Origin of the sequence: Agrobacterium vitis, assembly GCF_014926405.1 — a bacterium.
GTDB classification, from domain to species: domain Bacteria; phylum Pseudomonadota; class Alphaproteobacteria; order Rhizobiales; family Rhizobiaceae; genus Allorhizobium; species Allorhizobium vitis_H.
Window position 1 is genome coordinate 3,767,419 of sequence record NZ_JACXXJ020000005.1, and the last position, 20,210, is coordinate 3,787,628.

General features: G+C 57.6%; 14 protein-coding genes, 1 pseudogene and 1 riboswitch. Of the genes and pseudogenes, 2 read left to right on the top strand and 13 right to left on the bottom strand.

The features are described 5' to 3' along the window. Positions 1-7 precede the first annotated feature (7 nt). Entirely contained in the window at positions 8-1,918 is a 1,911-nt protein-coding gene (locus IEI95_RS28770) for an alpha/beta fold hydrolase (protein WP_194417273.1), read from the top strand. On the opposite strand, the gene IEI95_RS28775 is transcribed toward IEI95_RS28770, so the two are convergent. The 7 genes from IEI95_RS28775 to epmA all read right to left on the bottom strand — a co-directional run bounded on the left by IEI95_RS28775 (position 1,898) and on the right by epmA (position 10,183). After that, complete coding sequence (locus tag IEI95_RS28775; protein WP_194417274.1) at positions 1,898-4,345, bottom strand: glycosyl hydrolase 2 galactose-binding domain-containing protein; 2,448 nt, start codon at positions 4,343-4,345, stop codon at positions 1,898-1,900. The genes IEI95_RS28770 and IEI95_RS28775 overlap by 21 nt on opposite strands. A gap of 154 nt (positions 4,346-4,499) precedes the next feature. After that, positions 4,500-5,465 (bottom strand): DUF1839 family protein, encoded by a 966-nt coding sequence (locus IEI95_RS28780; RefSeq protein ID WP_194417275.1) that lies wholly within the window; start codon positions 5,463-5,465, stop codon positions 4,500-4,502. Between the two features lie 2 nt (positions 5,466-5,467). Next, a complete protein-coding gene (locus IEI95_RS28785; RefSeq protein WP_156535754.1) occupies positions 5,468-6,376 on the bottom strand; it encodes an amino acid--[acyl-carrier-protein] ligase in 909 nt (302 codons plus the stop codon). A gap of 4 nt (positions 6,377-6,380) precedes the next feature. Continuing rightward, complete coding sequence (locus tag IEI95_RS28790; protein WP_194417276.1) at positions 6,381-7,580, bottom strand: acyl-CoA dehydrogenase family protein; 1,200 nt, start codon at positions 7,578-7,580, stop codon at positions 6,381-6,383. Further along, positions 7,580-7,831: an acyl carrier protein gene (locus IEI95_RS28795; protein ID WP_194417277.1), complete on the bottom strand. Its 252-nt coding sequence runs from the start codon at positions 7,829-7,831 to the stop codon at positions 7,580-7,582. The genes IEI95_RS28790 and IEI95_RS28795 overlap by 1 nt, the downstream gene beginning before the upstream one ends. Before the next feature lie 232 nt (positions 7,832-8,063). Then, positions 8,064-9,113, bottom strand: a complete 1,050-nt coding sequence (locus IEI95_RS28800; RefSeq protein WP_194417278.1) for a lysine-2,3-aminomutase-like protein — start codon at positions 9,111-9,113, stop codon at positions 8,064-8,066. After that, on the bottom strand, positions 9,110-10,183 hold the full coding sequence (gene epmA, locus IEI95_RS28805; RefSeq protein WP_194417279.1) for an EF-P lysine aminoacylase EpmA: 1,074 nt from the start codon (positions 10,181-10,183) through the stop codon (positions 9,110-9,112). Before epmA ends, IEI95_RS28800 begins: the two co-directional genes overlap by 4 nt. Positions 10,184-10,345: 162 nt before the next feature. Between epmA and efp the strand changes: the two genes are divergently transcribed. Next, positions 10,346-10,915 carry an elongation factor P gene (gene efp / locus IEI95_RS28810; protein ID WP_012654285.1) on the top strand — a complete coding sequence of 190 codons (570 nt, stop codon included), beginning with the start codon at positions 10,346-10,348 and terminating at the stop codon, positions 10,913-10,915. 220 nt (positions 10,916-11,135) lie between these two features. Here the strand turns inward: efp and IEI95_RS28815 are convergent, their stop codons facing one another. The 6 genes and pseudogenes from IEI95_RS28815 to IEI95_RS28840 form a co-directional block, all read right to left on the bottom strand. Then, complete coding sequence (locus tag IEI95_RS28815) at positions 11,136-12,587, bottom strand: efflux transporter outer membrane subunit (RefSeq protein ID WP_156538578.1); 1,452 nt, start codon at positions 12,585-12,587, stop codon at positions 11,136-11,138. 110 nt (positions 12,588-12,697) lie between these two features. Continuing rightward, positions 12,698-15,831: pseudogene (locus tag IEI95_RS28820) on the bottom strand (efflux RND transporter permease subunit). Positions 15,832-15,875: 44 nt separating this feature from the next. Next, positions 15,876-17,111 carry an efflux RND transporter periplasmic adaptor subunit gene (locus IEI95_RS28825; protein WP_156535760.1) on the bottom strand — a complete coding sequence of 412 codons (1,236 nt, stop codon included), beginning with the start codon at positions 17,109-17,111 and terminating at the stop codon, positions 15,876-15,878. Positions 17,112-17,283: 172 nt separating this feature from the next. Further along, positions 17,284-17,952, bottom strand: a complete 669-nt coding sequence (locus IEI95_RS28830) for a TetR/AcrR family transcriptional regulator (RefSeq protein WP_156535761.1) — start codon at positions 17,950-17,952, stop codon at positions 17,284-17,286. A 5-nt stretch (positions 17,953-17,957) separates the two neighbouring features. Beyond that, positions 17,958-18,908: a phosphoribosylaminoimidazolesuccinocarboxamide synthase gene (locus tag IEI95_RS28835; RefSeq protein ID WP_012654290.1), complete on the bottom strand. Its 951-nt coding sequence runs from the start codon at positions 18,906-18,908 to the stop codon at positions 17,958-17,960. 215 nt (positions 18,909-19,123) lie between these two features. Next, complete coding sequence (locus tag IEI95_RS28840) at positions 19,124-19,777, bottom strand: energy-coupling factor ABC transporter permease (RefSeq protein WP_156535762.1); 654 nt, start codon at positions 19,775-19,777, stop codon at positions 19,124-19,126. A 52-nt stretch (positions 19,778-19,829) separates the two neighbouring features. Beyond that, positions 19,830-20,044, bottom strand: a riboswitch (cobalamin riboswitch). Positions 20,045-20,210: the final 166 nt, after the last annotated feature.

Consider the following 20,210-nt stretch of genomic DNA (forward strand, 5'->3'; position numbering starts at 1 on the left):
CAGGTTGATGGAAGCGATAACCGAGCGGGTTGGCCCGGCATCTGGCCAGCGGCTTCAGCCGCACCAGCATGCTGTGGCTCAGCCGGTCAGCTTTGCTGGCACCTTCGGGCTCTATCAGCCGGCGGAGGGCGCCAAGCAAGGTGTGGTGCGCAAATGCGCGGTGCTGTTTCTCCAGCCCTGGGGCTTTGAGGAAATGTGCACGCACAAGCTTTTCCGCATCATTGCGGAGGAACTGGCGTGTGAGGGCATTGCCAGTCTGCGCTTCGATTATCCCGGCACGGGCGATGCGCTGGACCCGCCGGACCGAACGCTTGGCCTGTCGCTCTGGCAAGATACGATCCGCGCGGCGCTTGAGGTGCTTGCCGAAAAGACCGGCGGCTTGCCGGTGATTTTGCTGGGGCATGGGCTGGGTGCATCGCTTGGCGTGGGCATGGCCGCAGAACTCGATGGCCTGGCGGGATTTGTCGCCATGGCTCCCGTGGCCTCGGGTCGTGCATATCTCAGGGAATTGCAGTTCTGGGCGCGGGTCATCGATGACGGATTGGGCCTGGCCGAACATTTGCGGCTCAGCGGGATGACGGCCATTGCCGGGCATGTGATGCCGGATGCAAAGGCCTCGGCCTTGAAGAAAACTGATTTTTCCGCCGTGCAGCCGCATCGCTCCATTCCGCATCTGTTCGTCAACCGGGCGGATCGGCCGGGTGACGGGCAAATGGCAAAGCAGTTGGAAGCAAAAGGCGCCCGCGTCGAGAGCATCGACTATCCGGGCTATGATGCGATGGTCGGCAATCCCGCCATGGCCCGCATGCCCATGGTGGCGGCTGAAAATGTCATAAGCTGGATCGTTCGCCGCGCAGCAGCGCTTGGCGAGCAAAAGCGTCCGTTGGCTGCCGATTCCTCACTGGCATCCGTACAAGGCGAAGATCAGGCGCACCTGGATGGCTTGGATTTTCGCGAGACGGCCCTTCGGTTTGGCCGGGGCAAACGGCTTTATGGTATTTTGTGCGAGCCGACCGGTCCCCGATGCGGCGCAAGCGTTCTGTTGCTCAACACTGCCTATGACCGCAGTGCGGGATGGGGACGCTCGGGTGTCGCCATGGCGCGCAAGCTTGCAGGCGACGGGATTGCCTCCCTGCGCTTCGATGTTGCCAATGTCGGCGATAGCCCGCCGGTGCCGGGCCTGCCGGATCAGGTGCTATACGCCGAAACCCAATATGACGATGTGGAAGCGGCGCTTGCCGTTCTCGAAGAGCGTTCACTGCTGCCCAGTGTGGTGGCCGGACGGTGCAGTGGCGGTTATCTCGGGTTTTCCTGCATGACCAAGGATCATCGCATTGCCGGAGCCTGCCTGGTTAATCCCTTCGTCTTCTATTGGGATAAGAGACGGCGGGTGGAAGACGGGCTAGCTGTGGTGCCGCGTTCGCTCGATACCTACAAGCATCGGCTGTTTCAGATGCAGACCTTGCGACGTCTCTGGCGGGGCAAGGTGGATGTGAAAAACGCGACCCGCAATTTCGCACTGGTTGGCGTGCGTCGTGTGTTGAGCCGCCTTGGCCTCGCCCAGGTCTTCAGCCGTGATGTCCGGCTGGAGCATCGGGCCGTGCGCGTCGCCTTTGCCGCTCTGGCAAAGCGAAAGACGCCGCTTGTGCTGCTCTATAGCGAGCAGGACGTGGGTCTTGACCATTTCTATCAGCATTTCGGTCCCCAGGGCCGCAAGTTGGAACGCTATCCCAATGTCCGCACCGACATTCTGGCGGAAACGGATCATAATTTCTCTCCCGCCGCTGCCCAGCAGCGCTATTTCGAGGAAATCAAGGCGCTGGCGATGACGGTTCAGGCGTCGAAATTGCCTGCCCAGCAGATCAAAGCCGGTGTATCCGCAGGCAAAGAACCCGTCTCAGAACCGGAAGCGTCGTAAGGCAGAGCCGCTGAGGATTTCGCCGCTGGGTTTCTCCGGTGTTAGAAGCCTGACCCGGCGGGCAAAACCCGGCGCCAGATGAAAGAAATCATCGGTGCTGCGGCCGTCTTCAAGGGCGATATGGACGGATTGGGCCAGCCGGTCGGTTTCCAGCATCAGCCACCAGCCATCCTTTTCCTGCGACAGCGTGGTACGGATCTCTGCGTCATGCATGGCCGGGGCGCGGCCTTGCGGGAAGTGAAAGGACTGACTGACGATCTCGCCGTTTTCCGCGTTGCTCAGGGTCGCCACAGTGACGTCATGGGCGGGCGGCCCGAAGCGGAAGGCATAGGTCGTGTCGAAAAACGCTCCAAACAGATCTGTGGCATGCAGTGTTATGCCGCTCTGCGGGGGCAAGATGACGGCGCGCCTTGCGGCTACGACCAGCGATTTACCGTCGCGCAGGCAGGTGAGATCCAGGGTCAGAGTATGTTGCCGCATCGTGTCATTGCAAAGATGCACATCTAGCCCATTGGTGCCTTCGTCGGTCATGGTGATGCGGATGGGGTTGAAGGCGCGCCGCGCTGCGTACCAGACGGGTTTCGGTGTGCCGGTCGCATCCACCAGTCCCCAGCCGGGACCGATGTTCAGGTCCTGAAAGATCCAGACCAGCGCGCCATTGCAGGATGAACCGGGCCGGCGCCATTCCGCATAGGTTTCCTCCAGCACCTCTCCACTGACCGCCCGCGACAGATGCAGGTAACGCGCCGGATTTTCCCGGCGCAACCGAGCCGGATCGACACCGTAGAGCAGGGCGAGATAATGGTCGCGAATATCCTCGAAATCCCAGGAGGCACCCCGGTCTCGCGGCACACGCGTCTTCCAGCGAGGATCATGAACCGGCGACACGGACAAATGGCTGTCGAGCGTCTGTTGCTGGGGGACATGGGCAAAGGCCAGGCATTCGGCGGCAAAACGGACTTGGGCGCGACGGGCGTCCTCAAGCGGGCGGCAATAGGCGCCGACGCCGTAATAATGGGTGACGCCGGTATCCGGGCTGAAGGGCATTGTGCCACCCATCGGTGAATTTTCCACATAAGGCAGATGTGGTGCAAAGCGCGCGCAGAGCTGCGGCAGAAGGCTGGTGAAGACAGGGCCTTTCCAGCTGGTTTCCGGCAGGCCCAGCATGGCGCCCTGCTGATAGACTTCGCTGCCGCCGCACAGGATCGCCAGCGAGGGAGAGGACTGTACGGCGCTTAACAGTTGCTCCACTTCCCGGCGGATATGGTCGGAAAATGCCTCGTCGGCAGCGGGATAGTCGAAATTGGCCAGCATGATATCCTGCCAGACCATTAGGCCCAGCTGATCACAGAGCCTGAAGAAATCGGCGCTTTCATAGGTCATGGTGCCGCCAATGCGGATCATGTTCATGCCAGCATCTGCGGCCATGCTCAGCCAGGACGCATAATCCTCGGCGGTGCTGGGCAGGCGGGTCAGGTTGGCATTGGTCCAGACGGCACCCCGGCAGAAGATTTTCACGCCATTGACGAAGATCGCGAAATCCTTGCCATCCGCGCCCCGGTCAACCCGGATGCGGCGAAATCCGGTGAGACCAAGCGAATGCGGCTTTCCATCCAGCGTCAGGTGAATGTCGTGCAGCACCGGCTCACCATGGGTGCGCGGCCACCAGGGCGCAACAGTGGGAAGACGAAGCTGGCCCGCGACATGGCCGTCGGCATCGGCTTTGAGATCGAGAGTCTCACCCGCACATGTCACGGATATGGCTGTCACACTGCCAGTCAGCTGGAATGCGATGTCGAGCAGCCCGGTGCCGTTTTCATCGAGATCGGCGTGCAGCGCGAGGTCGGTTATCGTGCTTGTGCCGGGGCGGATCAGGCTGATTGGCCGATACGGCCCGACTGCATGAATATCAGGGCACCAGCCTGGCATATGGCCAAGGGCGGTTGTGCGCACCAGCCGCAGGCCCTGGTCGCTCATCATCTGCGGTCGCCAGCGGGCTCTTGGGCCTCGTCTTTCCAGATGAGGCTTGAGCGCGCGAAAGCAGATCGACAGGTCGTCCGAGCCGGTCAGCATTACATCGACATCATGGGCCTCGAACATGCTCTGCGATGACAGGATCAGCCTGTCGTTCAAATAGACCTCGGCAATGGTCGCCAAGCCTTCGAAGCGCAGCACCGCAGGGCCGGGCTGTTCGCCGGTCAGGGGGCGGAGATACCAGATGTCCTTGCCATGCAGCGGGCTTGGATGATCAGGATCGAATAGGCCCGCCTTGGTCAGCGCCTGGGCAACGGTGCCGGGTACTGGTGCCTGAAGGCGGGCGCTGGCGCGGTGCAATGCCTTCGGGCTGTCATAGGTGCCTGGCTCGCAGACCAGCAAGGTCCAACCGGCTTCCAGTGGGCGGATGTCGGCATCGAGATAGGTGATCATCGGCTATGCGTCCCTTTAGAGCATTTCCAGGAAAAGTGTGAAGCGGTTTTACGTCCGGAAATGCGCAAAACAAAGACCTGGAGCATTTCCGCGATTCAACGAAGCGCTGAAATGCTCCAAAAGCAAGACGGTGCCTGAATGACCCGATCTGGTCTCAGCCGATCTTGCTGGCAAGCCCCGTCATCAGCCTGTCCCATGCGTCAATCGCGGGGTCAAGCGCTGCTTTCAGTGGTTCGAATTTCTTGCGGGTGACGGCGCGGGCCAGTTGGAACTGGACGGTTTTTGCCAGCTCGGAAATCCGCAATGCTTCGGCAATTTCGCTCGTATAGCGATCGTCTGCTGCAAGCCAATGCAAGTGACTGGCTAGAAGCTCGAAATTCGCCCCGAATTGCCGCAACGTGTTGAAGGCATAGGTATGAAAATAGCCGAAGGGCCGCTCCGCGATGGCCTCCACCTGGGCTGGAAAGACCACTGCAAACGCCGCAAAGGGATTGTCTTGCGGGCGGCGGGCAAAGTGAAAGGCGAAAAGCCGCTCAGCGACCTGGCGCAGATGCGTCTCGTCAGGCCGAGTTTCGGGGAATTTGGCAAATTCCGTATAGGGCAGGAATGGAAGTGCGGCCTCCGGTGCTGCTAATTGCCAGATTCCGTCGAAATCCTCGGCTTCGAGCCGGAAAAATCCGCCATTGTGGAAATAATCCATTGAGCGGCCTGCGAGATCCAGCCGGTTGATACCGACCGTGGTCTTGCCATGGTGCTGGCGATAACCGACGCCAGCGGTGTCAGGCATGAAATAGCTGTCCATTTCGACAAGGCACAACCGGCCACGGCTGATCTGCTGGGCCACATGCGTCTCGGCCCGATCGAAAATTGCCAGTTCTGTGACACGAATGCCGTAAAGCGCTTCAAGATCTTCCAGCGGTACCTTGAAGAAGGTGAACTGGTCGCCCTCGAAATCCTGGGTCAGGGTAAAACCCAGCATGGCCTCCGGCGGCAGGCCCAGCACGGACAGGACCTCGATCCACAGATCGACATAGCAATTGGTTTCCGGCCACATGCGCTCAGCCGAATGCAGTGCATGCGGCTGGTAGCGGGCCGGATCGAGCGGCAGGACCGTGGTCATCATCAGCCCCAGAGTGCGCTGCGCACCGATTGCGGCCAGGCCTTGACGTCCAGCCCGTGGTGATGGAACAGCGCCAGGGCGATCCGCTCCAGACCGAAGCCAACGCAAGCGGTATGGGCAACCGAACCGTCTTCCAGGTTCAGGCCCCATTTGCTGCCAAAGGCATCCTGATGATAGTTGAAGCTCATGCAGGCGGTGGGCTTGGCGACCGAGGTGATCGGGATCAGCAATTCGAATTTCAGGTTCTGGTCGCGCTGGTTATTGGCCAGCATCTTGCCAGCGCGTCCGAAGAACGGATCGTTGGCAATGTCGATTTCAACCGGCAATGCCACCTCTTCCATCATTTTCAGGCCGCGATCCATCCAGGTCTGGCGGAAATCGGTGACATGGCTCTCTGAACCCATGCAGACATATTCGCGCATGCGAAACAGCTGCTGGCGGGCCGGATCGGTCGAGGGTTCATGGCGGAAACAATAGGATTGCAAGTCAAACAGTGCGCCGGAGGCTGCAATCGGGCCACGCTTGGCAATGGTTGGATAGAGCGGATAGCAGGCGGCAGGCGTCAACACGATATCCGTCGCTTTCTGGTCCTTCGTCCAATCCTCGTCGGCATCCATGCATTTCAGCAGGCTGACATGGTCGAGTTCGTTGCCGCAGAAGCTGTGGACGGTGCCGGCCAGCTGCGGAAAGCTTTTCATATAGCCGCTGGTCTCGAAATAGGCGCGGTTCATGCCTGGCGGAAAGCGCAGAGCTTCTGCGCCATCCGCGCCACCGAACCGGTCGATCAACCGCTCGAAAGCGGCGATAACATCTTCAAACTGGCCGCTACGGCCATAAAGCCCGTCCACGCCAGTATCGATCAGCAGGCCGGCCTCGAACAGCCGGTCGAGAAAATTGGTTTGACTATCCATTTGCTTACCCCAGCAGACGTGTGTCGAGTTTATGAACCAGCAACATATTGGATGTGTTGGCGAGAATGCGGTCATTGGAAATCATCAGCCGGGCGGAATGCGCGTCGCGCAGATGGCGTCCGAGGCTGTAGGGCGTGCCATTCTTGTAACCCATGATGCCGCAGATCAGCATGGCCTGGTTGATGATGTCGATAATCGTCTCGGACGAGGCGATCTTGACATTGTTCATCGTCACCGAAAAGCCGAAGGACGACAGCTTGTCGCCATCGTATTTTGCCTCTTCATAGGCTTTCAGCGCGGCAACGACATTGGAGCGGACCAACTGCAACAGATTGGCGGCTTGCGCCAGATGCAAGGCACCAGGCGGCATCTGACCCTGGCTCTTGCGGGCGGCGGCACGCACGAAACTCTGCGCTCTCGCCACGGCATCGACAGCGATGCCGTACCAGACGCCGCTCCATAGAATATGGGAGGCGGCCAGCATCGACTGGGCGGCAATGTCGGCGAAGGGCTTCGGCAGGATCTGGACGGCCGGCGCTTCGCCCTTGAACAGGAAGCCATCGGACCGGGTGCCGCGCATGCCGAGCGTGTCCCAGTCCACGGTCTTGTCCAGGCTATATTGGCCCTTGAGAAATACCGTCATCACCTGGTCGGACGGTGCGGCATCCTTATGGGCGCGCGAGGTGATCAGGATCGCATCGGCCTCTGCTCCATAGGAAATCACCGTGGCGTCCTTTTCCAGTCGGCAGGTGTCGCCGTCGATCTCGATGGCGCAGATGGAATTGCGCATATTGCCGCCAATGCCGCCTTCAGTCGTGGCGGAGCCGAGCAGCAATTGTGCATCAGCGACCCGTGCCATGAAGCTGCGCTGCCAGGCATTGTCCTGGGCATGTTCCACGAGGCTGGAACATTTGATGTGATGCATGGCGAAAATCATCGCGCTGGAGGCGCAGGCCTGGCCAAGCGTGGTGCAGATCTCGGCAATTGCGGCAAATCCGGCATTTTCACCGCCAAGCTCCGCTGGGATCTGGATGCCGAGCAGTTGCTCCGCCTTCAATGCGTCCACGGTCTCGCGCGGAAACCGGCCCTGGCGATCGACATCCTCGGCATATTGCGCCGCAATCGCGGCAACGCGCGCCGCGCGGGCAGCAAGATCACCTTGGGGAGGCGATGTTTCAAGGGCGTGAGTGGCCGGAACGGTCATCAGGCGACCTTCCGATCCTCCAGGATCTGGCGCACCGTGCGTTCGATGGCCTCGATGCTGGCAAAGGATTTGCGATTGAGCAGATGGTCTGGAAATTCGATGTCGAAGGCTTCCTCGATACCGAGCATCAGTTGCACGGAAGCAAAGGAAGACAGTCCCAGTGCGTAAAGATCGGCATCAGCCGCAATCTCTGCAACGGCAACCTGCAAGCCGCCAACTCTGCCCAGAATAGTCCGAATGGTCTCGTTCATCTCAACCCCTCTTAGGAAATCTGTCTGATCAGGAGAATTGCAATAGACCAGAAATCGTAAGATTAGGCTAATATGAATATCTCAATTCTTTTGATCGTGTCTAAGATTCTAACAGGATCGTTGAAGTTTCAAATCTTTAAGGTTTAATATTCTCGGCTTTTTTTGGGTTTATCTGAATTTTCTAAAAGTTGTATATTTGAAAAATGTATACTTTTGATTGCGAAGGCTATTTCTACTGATCGCGATAGATATGGTGATGTCCATGGAAGTCCGTGACCCGATATTGATCGCCTTCCTTGCTGATCCGGCTCGCATCGATTGGCGCCTTGCCATGGCCGCCGGGAATATCCAGTACGTAAGTCGGCTGACAGAGACCGGACAGATGCCCATGCAGAGCCGAGACGATGGCCTGGCCTTCTTCTATACTGAGGCGGAAATGGCCGGTGCCGGGCGCCAGATCCGGGTGATGCAGGTAATAAGGCCGGATACGCATGTCGACGAAAGCGCGCATCAGCTCCGCCAACACGCCAGCATCGTCATTGACACCCCTCAGCAGCACCGTTTGACTTAAAAGTGCAAAGCCGGCTTGCAGAAGCTTTGCGCTCGCCGCCCTGGCTTGCGGCGTCAGCTCGCGCGGATGGTTGGCGTGAATGGCGATATAGGTGGTCTTGCCGCTTGCCTGCAAGGCGTCGATCAGATCCTTGTCGATACGGGCCGGATCGGCGACAGGAACGCGGCTGTGAAACCGGATGATCCGGACATGATCGATGGTGCCCAATTGCTGCAAGATTGACCGCAGCCGGCGTGGCGACAGAACCAGCGGATCGCCGCCGGTAAAGATCACTTCCCAAATATCCTTGTGGTCACGAATATAGGCTATGGCCGCGTCTAGCGCCGGGCCGGAGAGCAGGCCATCACCGTCCGGCCCGACCATTTCACGGCGAAAGCAGAAACGGCAATAGACCGGGCAGCTATGCACCACCTTCAACAGAACCCGGTCGGGATAGCGATGCACAATGCCCTCCACCGGGCTATGGGCATGGTCACCGATCGGATCGGCCCGCTCCACGGGTTGATGCACCAATTCGCCAGCCTGCGGCACGAATTGCGCGGCAATCGGGTCTTTGGGGTCTTTTGGGTCGATGAGCGCCAGCATTGCGGGGGTAATGGCAATGGCGTAGCGGGCAGCCACCGCGTCCAATTCCGGACCGGTTTCGGCAGCAACAAGTCCGGTCTCGACCAGCTCTCCGACTGTTTTCACGGTTCTGACGGGAGCGGTCACGGCTGCGGCTCCGCCACCGGCGTCCACAACACCTGATCGATCCGCTGCGCACCGGTCGCCAGCAGCACCAGCCGGTCGAAACCGAGCGCGATACCTGACGCTTCGGGCATGATGGCCAGCGCTTCCAGAAAATCCTCGTCCAGCGGATAAGTCTCGCCATAGACCCGCTGCTTTTCCGCCATTTCCAGCATGAAGCGACGGCGTTGCTCCTGCGGATCGGTCAGTTCGCCAAAGGCATTGGCCAGTTCGACACCGCAGGCATAAAGTTCAAACCGTTCGGCGACACGCGGGTCTTCGGCCGCAGGCCGGGCAAGGGCGGCTTCCGCCACTGGATAGCGATCGAGAATGGTGGGTCGGTCAAAGCCCAGATGCGGTTCGACTTTTTCAACGATCACCCGGCTGAATAGATCGGCCCAGCTATCATCTTCGGCGACGCGCATGCCCACCTGCCGTACCTGTGCGGCCAGATGGTCGCGGTCGGTTTCGCCACCGGCAAACACGCTGCCCAGAAGATCGATGCCCGCATGGCGCTCGAAAGCGTCCGCAACGCTAAGCCGCTCAAACGGTGCAAAGGGATCGCAAACGCCGCCACGGAAGGAAAATTGCCGGGTTCCGGTCGTTTCGGCGGCAAGGGCCAGGATGGCGGCGCAATCGTCCATCAGCCGCTCATAGGGTTCTCCGGCGCGATACCATTCCAGCATGGTGAATTCCGGGTGGTGCAGGGGACCGCGCTCCCGGTTGCGGTAAACATGGGCAAAGCAGGCGATACGAGGCTCACCGGCGGCCAGCAGTTTCTTGCAGGCAAATTCCGGTGATGTATGCAGGTAAAGAGGATGCGATTTCCCGTCATTGCCGATAGCGCGTGTTGCGAAGGCATGCAGATGCGCCTCATTGCCGGGCGACACCTGCAAGGTTGCCGTGTCGACCTCCAGGAAGTCGTGACGGCTGAAATAGAGCCGCAGGGCGGCCTGGATGGCATTGCGGCCAAGCAGGAAGGGGCGGCGGTCGGCATGGACCCGCGGTGTCCACCAGGGAGAGGCGGAGAGGCGCTTTTCGCTCATTCCAGTCATTGCACTCTTAATCTTTCGTCCTTGGCCGGTAATTCGGCTGCAACACGGGCTGGCTATTTCGGCAAATTTGGGTTAGGTGCGCCCCATGCAACGTCACAGCATGTCAAAGGGGCGCCGGGTCGTCCTTTACGATGTGTGTTTGAGAGATACAAGGAATTCCGAATGGTCAAGGTCATCGCCTCTTCGGTCCGCAAGGGCAATGTTCTCGAAGTCGACGGCAAGCTCTATGTCGTGCTTACCGCGCAAAACTTCCATCCCGGCAAAGGCACGCCGGTGACCCAGATCGACATGCGCCGCATTGTTGACGGCGTGAAAGTGTCGGAACGCTGGCGCACGACCGAGCAGGTGGAGCGCGCTTTCGTCGAAGACGTCAACCACCAGTTCCTCTACGAGGATGGTGAGGGCTTCCACTTCATGAACCCGGAAAACTACGACCAGATCGTCGTGGATGTCGAGACCATGGGCGACCAGAAGGCCTATCTCCAGGAAGGCATGACCTGCGTTATCTCCATGTATGAAGGTGTTGCGCTGGCGCTTGACCTGCCGCGCCATGTGACGCTGGAAATCATGGAAACCGAACCGGTCGTCAAAGGCCAGACGGCATCCTCGTCCTATAAGCCTGCGATGCTTTCCAATGGCATCCGCACCCTGGTACCGCCGCATATCAATGCCGGAACCCGCGTGGTGATTGCCACTGAAGACAACTCCTATGTTGAGCGTGCCAAGGACTGATGTCCGGCACTCCGGCGCCTTCATCTGTCGTTTCTGGCTGATGTTTGATTAAGGAAAAGCCCGGTTCGTTTTCGCGAGCCGGGCTTTTTGCTGTTATGCGGGAACTTTAAAGACGCTTATGTTCAGCGCTGTCGGCAATACGCAATGCAAACAAAGTGACCATCAATAAAAAACGCCCGGCGATCAGGATCGCCGGGCGTTTGCATGAGAAGTCTGGTGTTTACTTGGCTTTGGCAAGCGCTGGCGGGATATCCGCAGGCTTGACAGTGGCTTCAATAGCCTGGGCCTTGCCATTAAAATTATAACCGCCGCCAATGGCCACATTCAGTGTCACATAGTCATTGGCCATTTGCTGGATCGACTCGGCAAGGCTTGCCTGAGCGGTGGTCAACTCACGCTGCGCATCCAGGACATCGAGCAGGGACGACGCGCCGTCCTTATAGGATGCGGTCGAAAGTTCGAGCGCTTCCTTATAGGACTTTACATAGGCGCGATTGGCTGCAACGGCGCGAGCATCGCGGTTATAGGCAGCAAGCGCGCTTTCAACGTCTTCGACGCCGTTCAGCACAGTCTGCTTCCAGGCCAGGTATTTTTCACGAGCGACCGACTGGGCGTTCTTGACATTGGCACGCAGCGTGCCGCCATCGAAAATCGGCAGGTTGAGTGACGGGCCAAAGGACCAGGTATTGGCTGTGCCATGGGTGTTGGAATGCACATAGGACGGCGAAATCGAGCCGCTGAGCGTGATCGAAGGCAGCAACTGCGCCTGCGCATTGCCGATGTCGTAAACGGCGGCGGCCAGATCGCGTTCGGCCTTGCGAATGTCAGGACGGTTGCGGATCAGATCAGCCGGAATTCCCGACAGAACCACACGACGGGCAACCGGCTGAGGAGCATGCTTCTTCAGATCGTTGATGAGCGTCGAGGCCGGAAGGCCAAGAAGCGTCGAGATGTGATAGGCATTGCTATAGAAATTGGCTTCGAAACCGGGAATATCCGCCAGCTGCGAGTTGACCAGACCTTCGGACTGCACGACGTCGAGGCGCGAAGCTGCACCGGCCTCAAGCTGCAGCTTGGTCAGCGCAAGGGTTTCGCGGCGAGATTTGACGGCTTCGTTGGCGATTGCGATTCGAGCCTGATAGTAGCGGGCATCGATATAGGCTGTTGCCAGATCGGAAAGATAGGTCAGGCGAGAGGTATCGACGCTGGCATAGGCGGCATCAAGCGATGCAGTAGCGCTCTGCTTGGCGCGGCGATATTGACCCCAGAGATCGAGAAGCCAGGACGCGGAAAGCTCGCCTTTGGATTCCCAGGCCCGAGGCTGAGAATTATAGCCGCCATTGGTCTGGCTGCCGCTTTCGCTTGCCGTACCTGTCAGGCTAGGCAGGCCGCCGGCAGATGAGGTGACGACGGTCGCGCGCGCCTGCTCGATCCGCTCCAGTGCCTGCAGAACATCGAGATTCTGGTTGACGCCCTGGTTGATCAGCGTGTTGAGGCGCGCATCGTTGAACGCCGTCCACCACTGAACTGTGGTCGTGTCTTGCGCAGACTTCGTGCCGCCCTCAGTAAACTTGGCAGGAAGTGCGGTTTGTGGCGGGCTGTGCTCGGGCCCCATCACGCAACCTGACAGAAGCAGCATTGCAAAGGGCGCAGCTAAGCGTACGGAGACCATCTATTCTATCCCTGTTTCAATCCGAAGGCGCGCCGAGCAAGCAATGGGCCGCGACCGCCACAATCTCGAAAATGCCGCGCTTTTATTGGGCGCGGCAACTGTTTCTTAACCTATCGTTTCTGCTCAGCTTGTAACAGCTCTTCTTTGGCTTTTGCACGGTTTGAAGCACGTCTGACAATGACAAAAAAGGATGGAACAAAGAAAATTCCGAGCAGTGTTGCAGAAAGCATACCACCGAGTACGCCGATGCCGATTGCATTCTGCGCTGCAGAGCCCGCGCCAGTGGCAATTGCCAGCGGAACGACACCAAGAATGAAGGCGAGTGATGTCATGATGATCGGCCGAAGACGGAGTCTTGCCGCCTCCAGGGTCGCATCCATCAGGCTCAATCCGTGTTCCTGCCGCTCCTTGGCAAACTCGACAATCAGAATGGCGTTCTTTGCCGCCAGTCCGATTGTGGTGAGCAGCCCGACCTTGAAGTAGACATCGTTGTCCTGCCCCATCAAAGTTGCTGCCGCAACGGCGCCAAGAACACCGATCGGCACGGCCATGATCACCGAGAACGGGATCGACCAGCTTTCGTAGAGTGCCGACAGGCATAGGAAGACGATCAACACCGACAAGGCGTAGAGCAAGGGCGCCTGCGAGCCTGACAGTCTTTCCTGATAGGAGATGCCCTGCCAAGCGACGGTGTAGCCGCCTTCCATCTTGGAAACCAGACGTTCTACTTCATTCATTGCGTCGCCGGAGCTGACGCCGGGTGCCGCAGAACCGTCGAGCGAGAAGGCGGTGACAGCGTTGAAAGCCGAAATCGAAGGAAGCCCGTTGACCCATTTTGCGTCCGTGAACGATGAGAAGGGGACCATCTCATTGCTCGAATTGCGGGCATCCCAATATTTTATGTCCTCGGCCTGCATGCGGTAGGGTGCATCGGCCTGGACATAGACCTTCTTGATCTTGTTGTTCAGCGTGAAGTCATTGACATTGGTGCCGGCGAAAATGGTCGTCAGCATTGAGTTGGCGTCGGAAATCGTCACGCCCATGGCGCTCAGTTTTTCCTGGTCGAGAATAAGCTTGACCTGACTTTCCTCATCGCGGTCGTTCGGGCGCATGGCGGTGATAACGCCGCTGCTATTGGCCTGCGCCAGCAGTTGTTTCGCAGCGATAGACAGCGCTTCCGAGCCGTGGTTCCCGTTATCGACGAGATACAAGGAAAAACCGCTGGAATTGCCCATGCCCTGAATGGCCGGTGGCAGAATCGGAAAGACCTGCGCTTCACGAATGGTCATGAAATAACCCATCGCTCGCTGGACGATGGCACTTGCGGCCATATCCGGCTTCTTGCGCAGGTCGAAATCCTTCAGCTTGGCGAAAACCAGGCCATAGTTCTGGCCGCTTCCGTTGAAGCTGAAACCATTGACGGCGAAAACCGAATCGACAACGCTGCTTTCCTTGTCGAGCAGGTAATCTTCAACTTTTTTCATCACTTCGCCGGTCTGCGCCGAGGTCGAGCCATTTGGAAGCTGGACGATCGTCATCAGCACACCCTGGTCTTCCTGCGGAAGGAAGGAGGAGGGCAGGCGCAGGAACAGCCAGGCGCAACCGCCGACCAGTACCGCGAATATCAACAGAAGCCGGAGCGGGCGCCTCAGCAGATGACCAATGGACCAGACGTAGCCATTGGTCGTGCGGTCGAAATTGCGATTGAACCACGCGGCTGGACCGGTCGTCTTCCTATGACTCTTGTCTATCGGTTTCAGTATCGTCGCGCAAAGCGCAGGTGTCAGGACCAGTGCGACAACTGCTGAAAGCAGCATCGCCGAAATGATGGTGACCGAAAACTGACGATAGATAATGCCGGTCGAGCCACCGAAAAACGCCATGGGAACGAACACGGCCGTCAGCACCAGGGCGATGCCGACGATGGCGCCAGTGATTTCACCCATGGATTTCTGGGTCGCCTCCAGGGGGGCAGGCCCTCTTCGGTCATGATGCGTTCGACATTTTCCACCACGACGATGGCATCATCGACGAGAAGGCCGATGGCAAGCACCATGGCGAACATGGTCAGTGTGTTGATCGAATATCCCGTCAGCGCCAGAATGCCAAACGTACCAAGCAAAACGACAGGCACGGCGATCATCGGAATGAATGTCGCCCGCAGGTTCTGTAGGAAGATCAACAAGACAAAGAAGACGAGGACGATGGCTTCAATCAGCGTATGAACGACCTTTTCGATCGAAAGTGATACGAAAGGCGTTGTGTCGTAAGGATAGATGATGCTGACATTCTGAGGCAATGCCGGAGCGATCTGCGCCAGCTTGGCCTTCACACGCGACGCCGTATCGAGAGCATTCGCTCCCGTTGCAAGATTAACCGCGAAGCCGGATGCCGCCTGACGGTTCGACCGCGAGGTGGAGGTGTAGCTTTCCTGGCCGATTTCAACCCGGGCCACATCGCTCAAGCGGACATTGGCACCGCTGGTATCGACCTTCAGGATGATCCGCTCAAAGTCCGACACAGTGGTCAGCTGGCTCTGAGCTGTCATCGTGACGTTGATTTGCTGTCCTTCCACGGCAGGAAGACCGCCGACCGAGCCAACCGAAATCTGGGTATTCTGTGCTTCAATGGCTGAGGTGACATCCGCAGGTGTCAGCTGAAACTTGCGCAATTTGAACGGATCAAGCCAGACGCGCATGGCAAAGGCGGAGCCGAATGCATTGATATTGCCGACGCCTTCCAGGCGTTTCACCTGGTCTTCAATCTGGGCGGAAAAGATATCGCCGAGGTCCGCCGATGTGCGCTTGCCATCCGTGGAGACGAGGGCACCGACCAACAGAATACTGGAAGTCGATTTCGTCACTTCGATGCCGAGATTCTGCACCACGGACGGTAATTGCGATTCCACCAGTTGCAGCTTGTTCTGGACCTGGACCTGAGCCATGTCCGGATCGATGCTGTTGTCGAATGTCAACGTGATGGATGACGATCCAGACGTCGATGAAGAGGTCATATATGTCAGGCCATCCAGCCCTGTCATTCCGTCTTCAATGATCTGAGTAACGGTCTTCTTGACGGTATCGGCGCTGGCACCTGTATAAGTGGCGCTGATTTTTACGGATGGTGGTGCGATTTCCGGGTACTGCGAAATCGACAGGCTGGTGATAGCCAGCCCGCCGCCAAGCATGATCACGATCGCGATCACCCAGGCGAAAATCGGTCGCCGTATGAAGAATTTTGACATGAGTTAATTCCTGATCACGATGTTGCAGGAGATGTCCTTTGACATCATGATTTCGGTGCTTCCGTTGCAGTTTTGCCTGCTGCTGGCGCAATAACAAAGCCCTTAGAGTCGATTTCCGATGGGACCGGCTTGACCGTGGCGTTGTCGGTGATCGACTGGAAGCCATCGAGGATCAATTGGTCGCCTTCCTTGATGCCGTCATTGACCAGCCAGTTGTTGCCAGACAGCTTGCTGCTGCGGAATGTCCGGGTCTCAACTTTGTTGTCTGCGTTTACGAATTTGGCGGTCAGGTCGCCATTGGCATTGCGGCTGGCGGCGCGTTGAGGAATGAGATAACCGTCTTCTTCGCCAACGGTGATCGTAGCGCGGACATACATGCCGGGCAGGATGAGATTGTCAGGATTATCGAACAATGCACGAATGGTCACTGTTCCGGTTGAGGTGCTGACCGCCATTTCGGACATGTCGATCTTGCCGACATGCGGATAGTCAGTGCCGTCCTCCATCGTCAGCCGGATATCGGTCGTCTCGGCATCCGCCTTGTTGCCGTTGCGCTTGAGATTGCTGGCGGCGATGGCGGCGCGCAGGCGCAGAAGATTAACGCTGGATTCGTTCAAGGAGATATAGATCGGATTGATCTGCCGCAGAGTCATCAACGATTCTGTCTGGCTGGCCGTGACCACGTTGCCGATCGAATAATTGGTTGCCGACGTGACACCATCGAAAGGCGCCTTTACGGATGTCAGATCCAGATTGATCTGCGCGGTTTGAAGAGAAGCGCGCGATTCAGACACGGATGCCTTTGCCTGGAGCAGCGTCGTTTGGGCATCTTCATATTCTTTTTGCGATGCACCGGTATTGGCCAGACGCTCATAGCGCTGAAGATTTGCCTGGGCAGCTGGTACGCTCGCCTCAGACTTTTCCAAGGTCGCCTTGGCTTCATCCAATGAAGCCCTATAGGTATCCTCGTCGATCTTGTAGAGCAGATCGCCAGCCTTGACGAAGCTGCCTTCCTTGAAGGCGATTTCCTTGATCACGCCGCCGACCCGTGGACGAATGTCAGCGGATTGGAAAGCTTCTGCACGGCCCGACAATATGGTCGTCAGCGGTGCGGTGGATTTTTTAATCGCGAGAACGCTGACTGGGCTTGGTGGTCTTTCGCCTCCGGGACCCCCTGGTCCTCCCGGGCCGCCGGCTTGCTTTTTCCCGTCATCGCTGCATCCGCTCAGCGCAATCGCCGCCACGAGAATAATGGATGACAGGGTGAGATGTCTGGCCATGCGCAGATCCTAATTTCCGAGATAGTCTTGTTCTGACAGTTTCAGTAAAAGAAAATGATCACAAGACAATAACATTCCGTAACCGCTCTATCGACCGATGTTTTTTGCGCTATGGCATCAAGGACACGGCTCGCCTACAAACGGCTTATCTTGTGACGTAAATTAACAACCGTCACTTTGCAAGTGGATTTTGCAGTGCGGTAGTCACCAGGCCAATCAGATCCCGGCAGCGAATATGGAGAATCTCGGGCTTTTCCCGCGTGATTGAAAGTGGATGGATAACCCCTTCCAAAGCGGTGGCAATGACGGATGCAGTATGATGCGGATCGGTTACGAAAAAGTCGCCCGTCGCCACGCCTTCAAGGACGATTTTTTCGAAAATTGCGCAAATCTTTTCCCTGTAGAGGTCGGCGGCGGTGAGTTCCAGATCGGTGGTCAGCACGATCATTTTGAACAAGTGCGGATTGTCGCAAACGTCCTGCAGCAGTTTAGTCAGCAGCCGCTCGGCGATCTGCAGCAACTTCATCTGTGGTGAAGAAAGCATTTCCAGGTCAGCGAGCCCGGCCATTAGTTTTTCGAGATGGGCTGTCGCGATCGCATCGACCAGCGCGGTTTTGGAATGAAAATGCTTGAATACATTGGCCGGAGACATTTCCAGCTCTGCTGCGATATCCGCCATCGCCACCTGTTGGTACCCGCGCTGGCGAAACAGTTCCTCCGCCGCCCGCAGGATTTCCTGGCGCGTTTCGGCCGCCGGACGACGTGACCTGCGCGGGCGGCATGGTTCCCGCTTGCCAGCGCTTCGTCCGGTGGGCTTGCCTGTGGTTTTTGGCGCTGTCATGATCGTTAGCGCCGGTCGAGATAGGAGAAGAGATTTGCTTTCACGCGATCAAAGGGCGTTTCACCGGAATCATCAGCCTGGAACGTCAATCCTGTAATGGCCTCATAGGCCTGGATATACACTTTGGAGGTTGCCTCGACCAAGTCCTGTGGAATTTCTGGAATGTCGTCCTTATACGGATCGCATCGTTCCGCCACCCATGACCGTACGAAGTCCTTGTCGAAGCTTGCCGGCCGGGTTCCCTGGGCGAAGGCCTGTTCATAAGTCTCAGCAATCCAGTAACGGCTACTGTCTGGCGTGTGAATTTCATCAGCCAGAAGGATGTTCCCGGCCTCGTCTGTGCCGAATTCATATTTGGTATCGACGAGAATAAGGCCGCGCTCGGCCGCCTTCTGTTGGCCGCGAGCGAAAAGAGCCAGCGCGTATTGGGAAAGCTGCTGCCATTGATCAGGCGTCAACAGGCCGTTATCGATAATTTCTGCGGGTGTGAGCGGTGCATCGTGACCACCGTCGAATTCCTTGCTGGTCGGTGTAATGATCGCCTGCGGCAGTTTCTGATTGTCACGCATGCCGTCTGGCAATGTCATGCCATACATCGTTCGCTGCCCCTTCTTATAAAGCGTCAGGATCGACGTTCCGGTCGTGCCGGCCAGATAGCCGCGCACCACCACTTCCACGGGGAGGATCGTCAGGCGCTTGCCGATGACAATGGCAGGGTCGGGATAGGCAATGACATGGTTGGGGCAAATATCGGCGGTCTGTTCAAACCAGTAGCGCGCCGTCTGCGTCAGGACCTGACCTTTATAAGGGATGCAAGCCAGGATACGGTCGAAAGCGCTCAAACGATCTGTCGATATAATGATACGGCTGCCATCGGGCAGATCGTAATTTTCTCTGACCTTGCCGCGATAATAGTTGGGAAGCTCGGGAAAAAAAGCTTCTTTCAAAATGCGCATCGCTTGGCCCCTTTATGTCGCTGCCATCTCGCGTTGGTGATCTGGTTCAAGCGCGTAAGTCAATTTTATTGCTCAAACACGTCATAAACATTCCAACCGGCTGCTCTCTACATGATGCAGTCCTAGCGCGCCTAACCCATCGCGGTGGGATTTTCAAAGAAAAAAGCGCGCGGCCATCGCACGCGCGCTTCCCATTCTCTTAAACTGCGCTGATCTCAGGCAAAGGTCAAACGGTCGATCTCGGTGATCTGGCTGGTCACGCGAAGGTGCCGTATCCGCCGTACGGCGAGGACGATGATAAACGTGATGCATGCCTCAATGGCAAATACCGGTGCATAAGCAATGACCCAGCGTCCCCAATTGGCAAAGGCAAGCCCGTCGTTAGAAATAGCCAGCCAGAAACCGACCATGGCCGACACCCCGGCATAATAGGTGGCATCCAGCCCCAATACTCTGGCGAGATTGAAGCGCTTGCCGATTTCGCCGGAAAAAAGACGCTTCCCAAGGGTATAATGCACCACCATCATCGGCAGCATCAGCGACAGGGCATTGACGCCGAGATGAGGAATATCCCCCGGCTCGAATAGAAATGCCTGTAAGACGAGGCCAAGCGCAAAGCCCAGCATGGCGGGCGTAAAGCCGAAGAGAAGATAAATGGTGGTCGCACCGATCAGGTGCAATTCCGATGGCCCGACTGGCAGATGCCAGACCTGCATCATGATTGAGAAAGCAATGGCGGCAAGCGCCGTCTTCGGGAGCATCAGGGGATGACGCCAAAGTGCAGGGAGTTGAGAGGCAACCAGCGACAGCGCTGCGGCATTGGCAAGCGCCACCCTGGCCGGATCGATAATGCCGACTTCTATATGCATGTGACAAAGTCCTTTCTTCCGCGCCCTCCGCGCGGTGATGGTGAGAACCGCTTTCGCGGCATGCGTATCGGCAGGTCTCCTGGCTCACGGGTCTGGGCTTTGTCCGCCTTATCGGCCTTGAGGCCAATGGCATGATGGACATCGCTCGCCGTTCACAGTTGCGGGGGCAGCCACGGTTTCGGCCCTTACTTGGGTCGTCCTCACCGTATTCCCTTTTCATCCGCGCGGGTTTTTGACACTTGCAGAACCGATACAACGCCACTTTAGGGAGCAGGTGTTCCCCTGTCCATGAAAAGACATCTACAGGCAGCGTTTTACGTGGTGACTGTCCGAATTTCGCAGCTTGAACGACCCGCCAAACGGGAAAACCGAATTTCGTAATCAATATTTCATTTATTTATCAGTCGTTTATTGAAAAAATGACATCGCCATC

Excerpts from the sequence above, each read along its gene's own strand:
- IEI95_RS28770 (WP_194417273.1), top strand. The coding sequence starts at position 8 with ATGGAAGCGATAACCGAGCGGGTTGGCCCGGCATCTGGCCAGCGGCTT.
- IEI95_RS28775 (WP_194417274.1), bottom strand. The coding sequence starts at position 4,345 with ATGATCACCTATCTCGATGCCGACATCCGCCCACTGGAAGCCGGTTGG.
- IEI95_RS28780 (WP_194417275.1), bottom strand. The coding sequence starts at position 5,465 with ATGACCACGGTCCTGCCGCTCGATCCGGCCCGCTACCAGCCGCATGCA.
- IEI95_RS28785 (WP_156535754.1), bottom strand. The coding sequence starts at position 6,376 with ATGGATAGTCAAACCAATTTTCTCGACCGGCTGTTCGAGGCCGGCCTG.
- IEI95_RS28790 (WP_194417276.1), bottom strand. The coding sequence starts at position 7,580 with ATGACCGTTCCGGCCACTCACGCCCTTGAAACATCGCCTCCCCAAGGT.
- IEI95_RS28795 (WP_194417277.1), bottom strand. The coding sequence starts at position 7,831 with ATGAACGAGACCATTCGGACTATTCTGGGCAGAGTTGGCGGCTTGCAG.
- epmA (WP_194417279.1), bottom strand. The coding sequence starts at position 10,183 with ATGACTGGAATGAGCGAAAAGCGCCTCTCCGCCTCTCCCTGGTGGACA.
- efp (WP_012654285.1), top strand. The coding sequence starts at position 10,346 with ATGGTCAAGGTCATCGCCTCTTCGGTCCGCAAGGGCAATGTTCTCGAA.
- IEI95_RS28815 (WP_156538578.1), bottom strand. The coding sequence starts at position 12,587 with ATGGTCTCCGTACGCTTAGCTGCGCCCTTTGCAATGCTGCTTCTGTCA.
- IEI95_RS28825 (WP_156535760.1), bottom strand. The coding sequence starts at position 17,111 with ATGGCCAGACATCTCACCCTGTCATCCATTATTCTCGTGGCGGCGATT.
- IEI95_RS28830 (WP_156535761.1), bottom strand. The coding sequence starts at position 17,952 with ATGACAGCGCCAAAAACCACAGGCAAGCCCACCGGACGAAGCGCTGGC.
- IEI95_RS28835 (WP_012654290.1), bottom strand. The coding sequence starts at position 18,908 with ATGCGCATTTTGAAAGAAGCTTTTTTTCCCGAGCTTCCCAACTATTAT.
- IEI95_RS28840 (WP_156535762.1), bottom strand. The coding sequence starts at position 19,777 with ATGCATATAGAAGTCGGCATTATCGATCCGGCCAGGGTGGCGCTTGCC.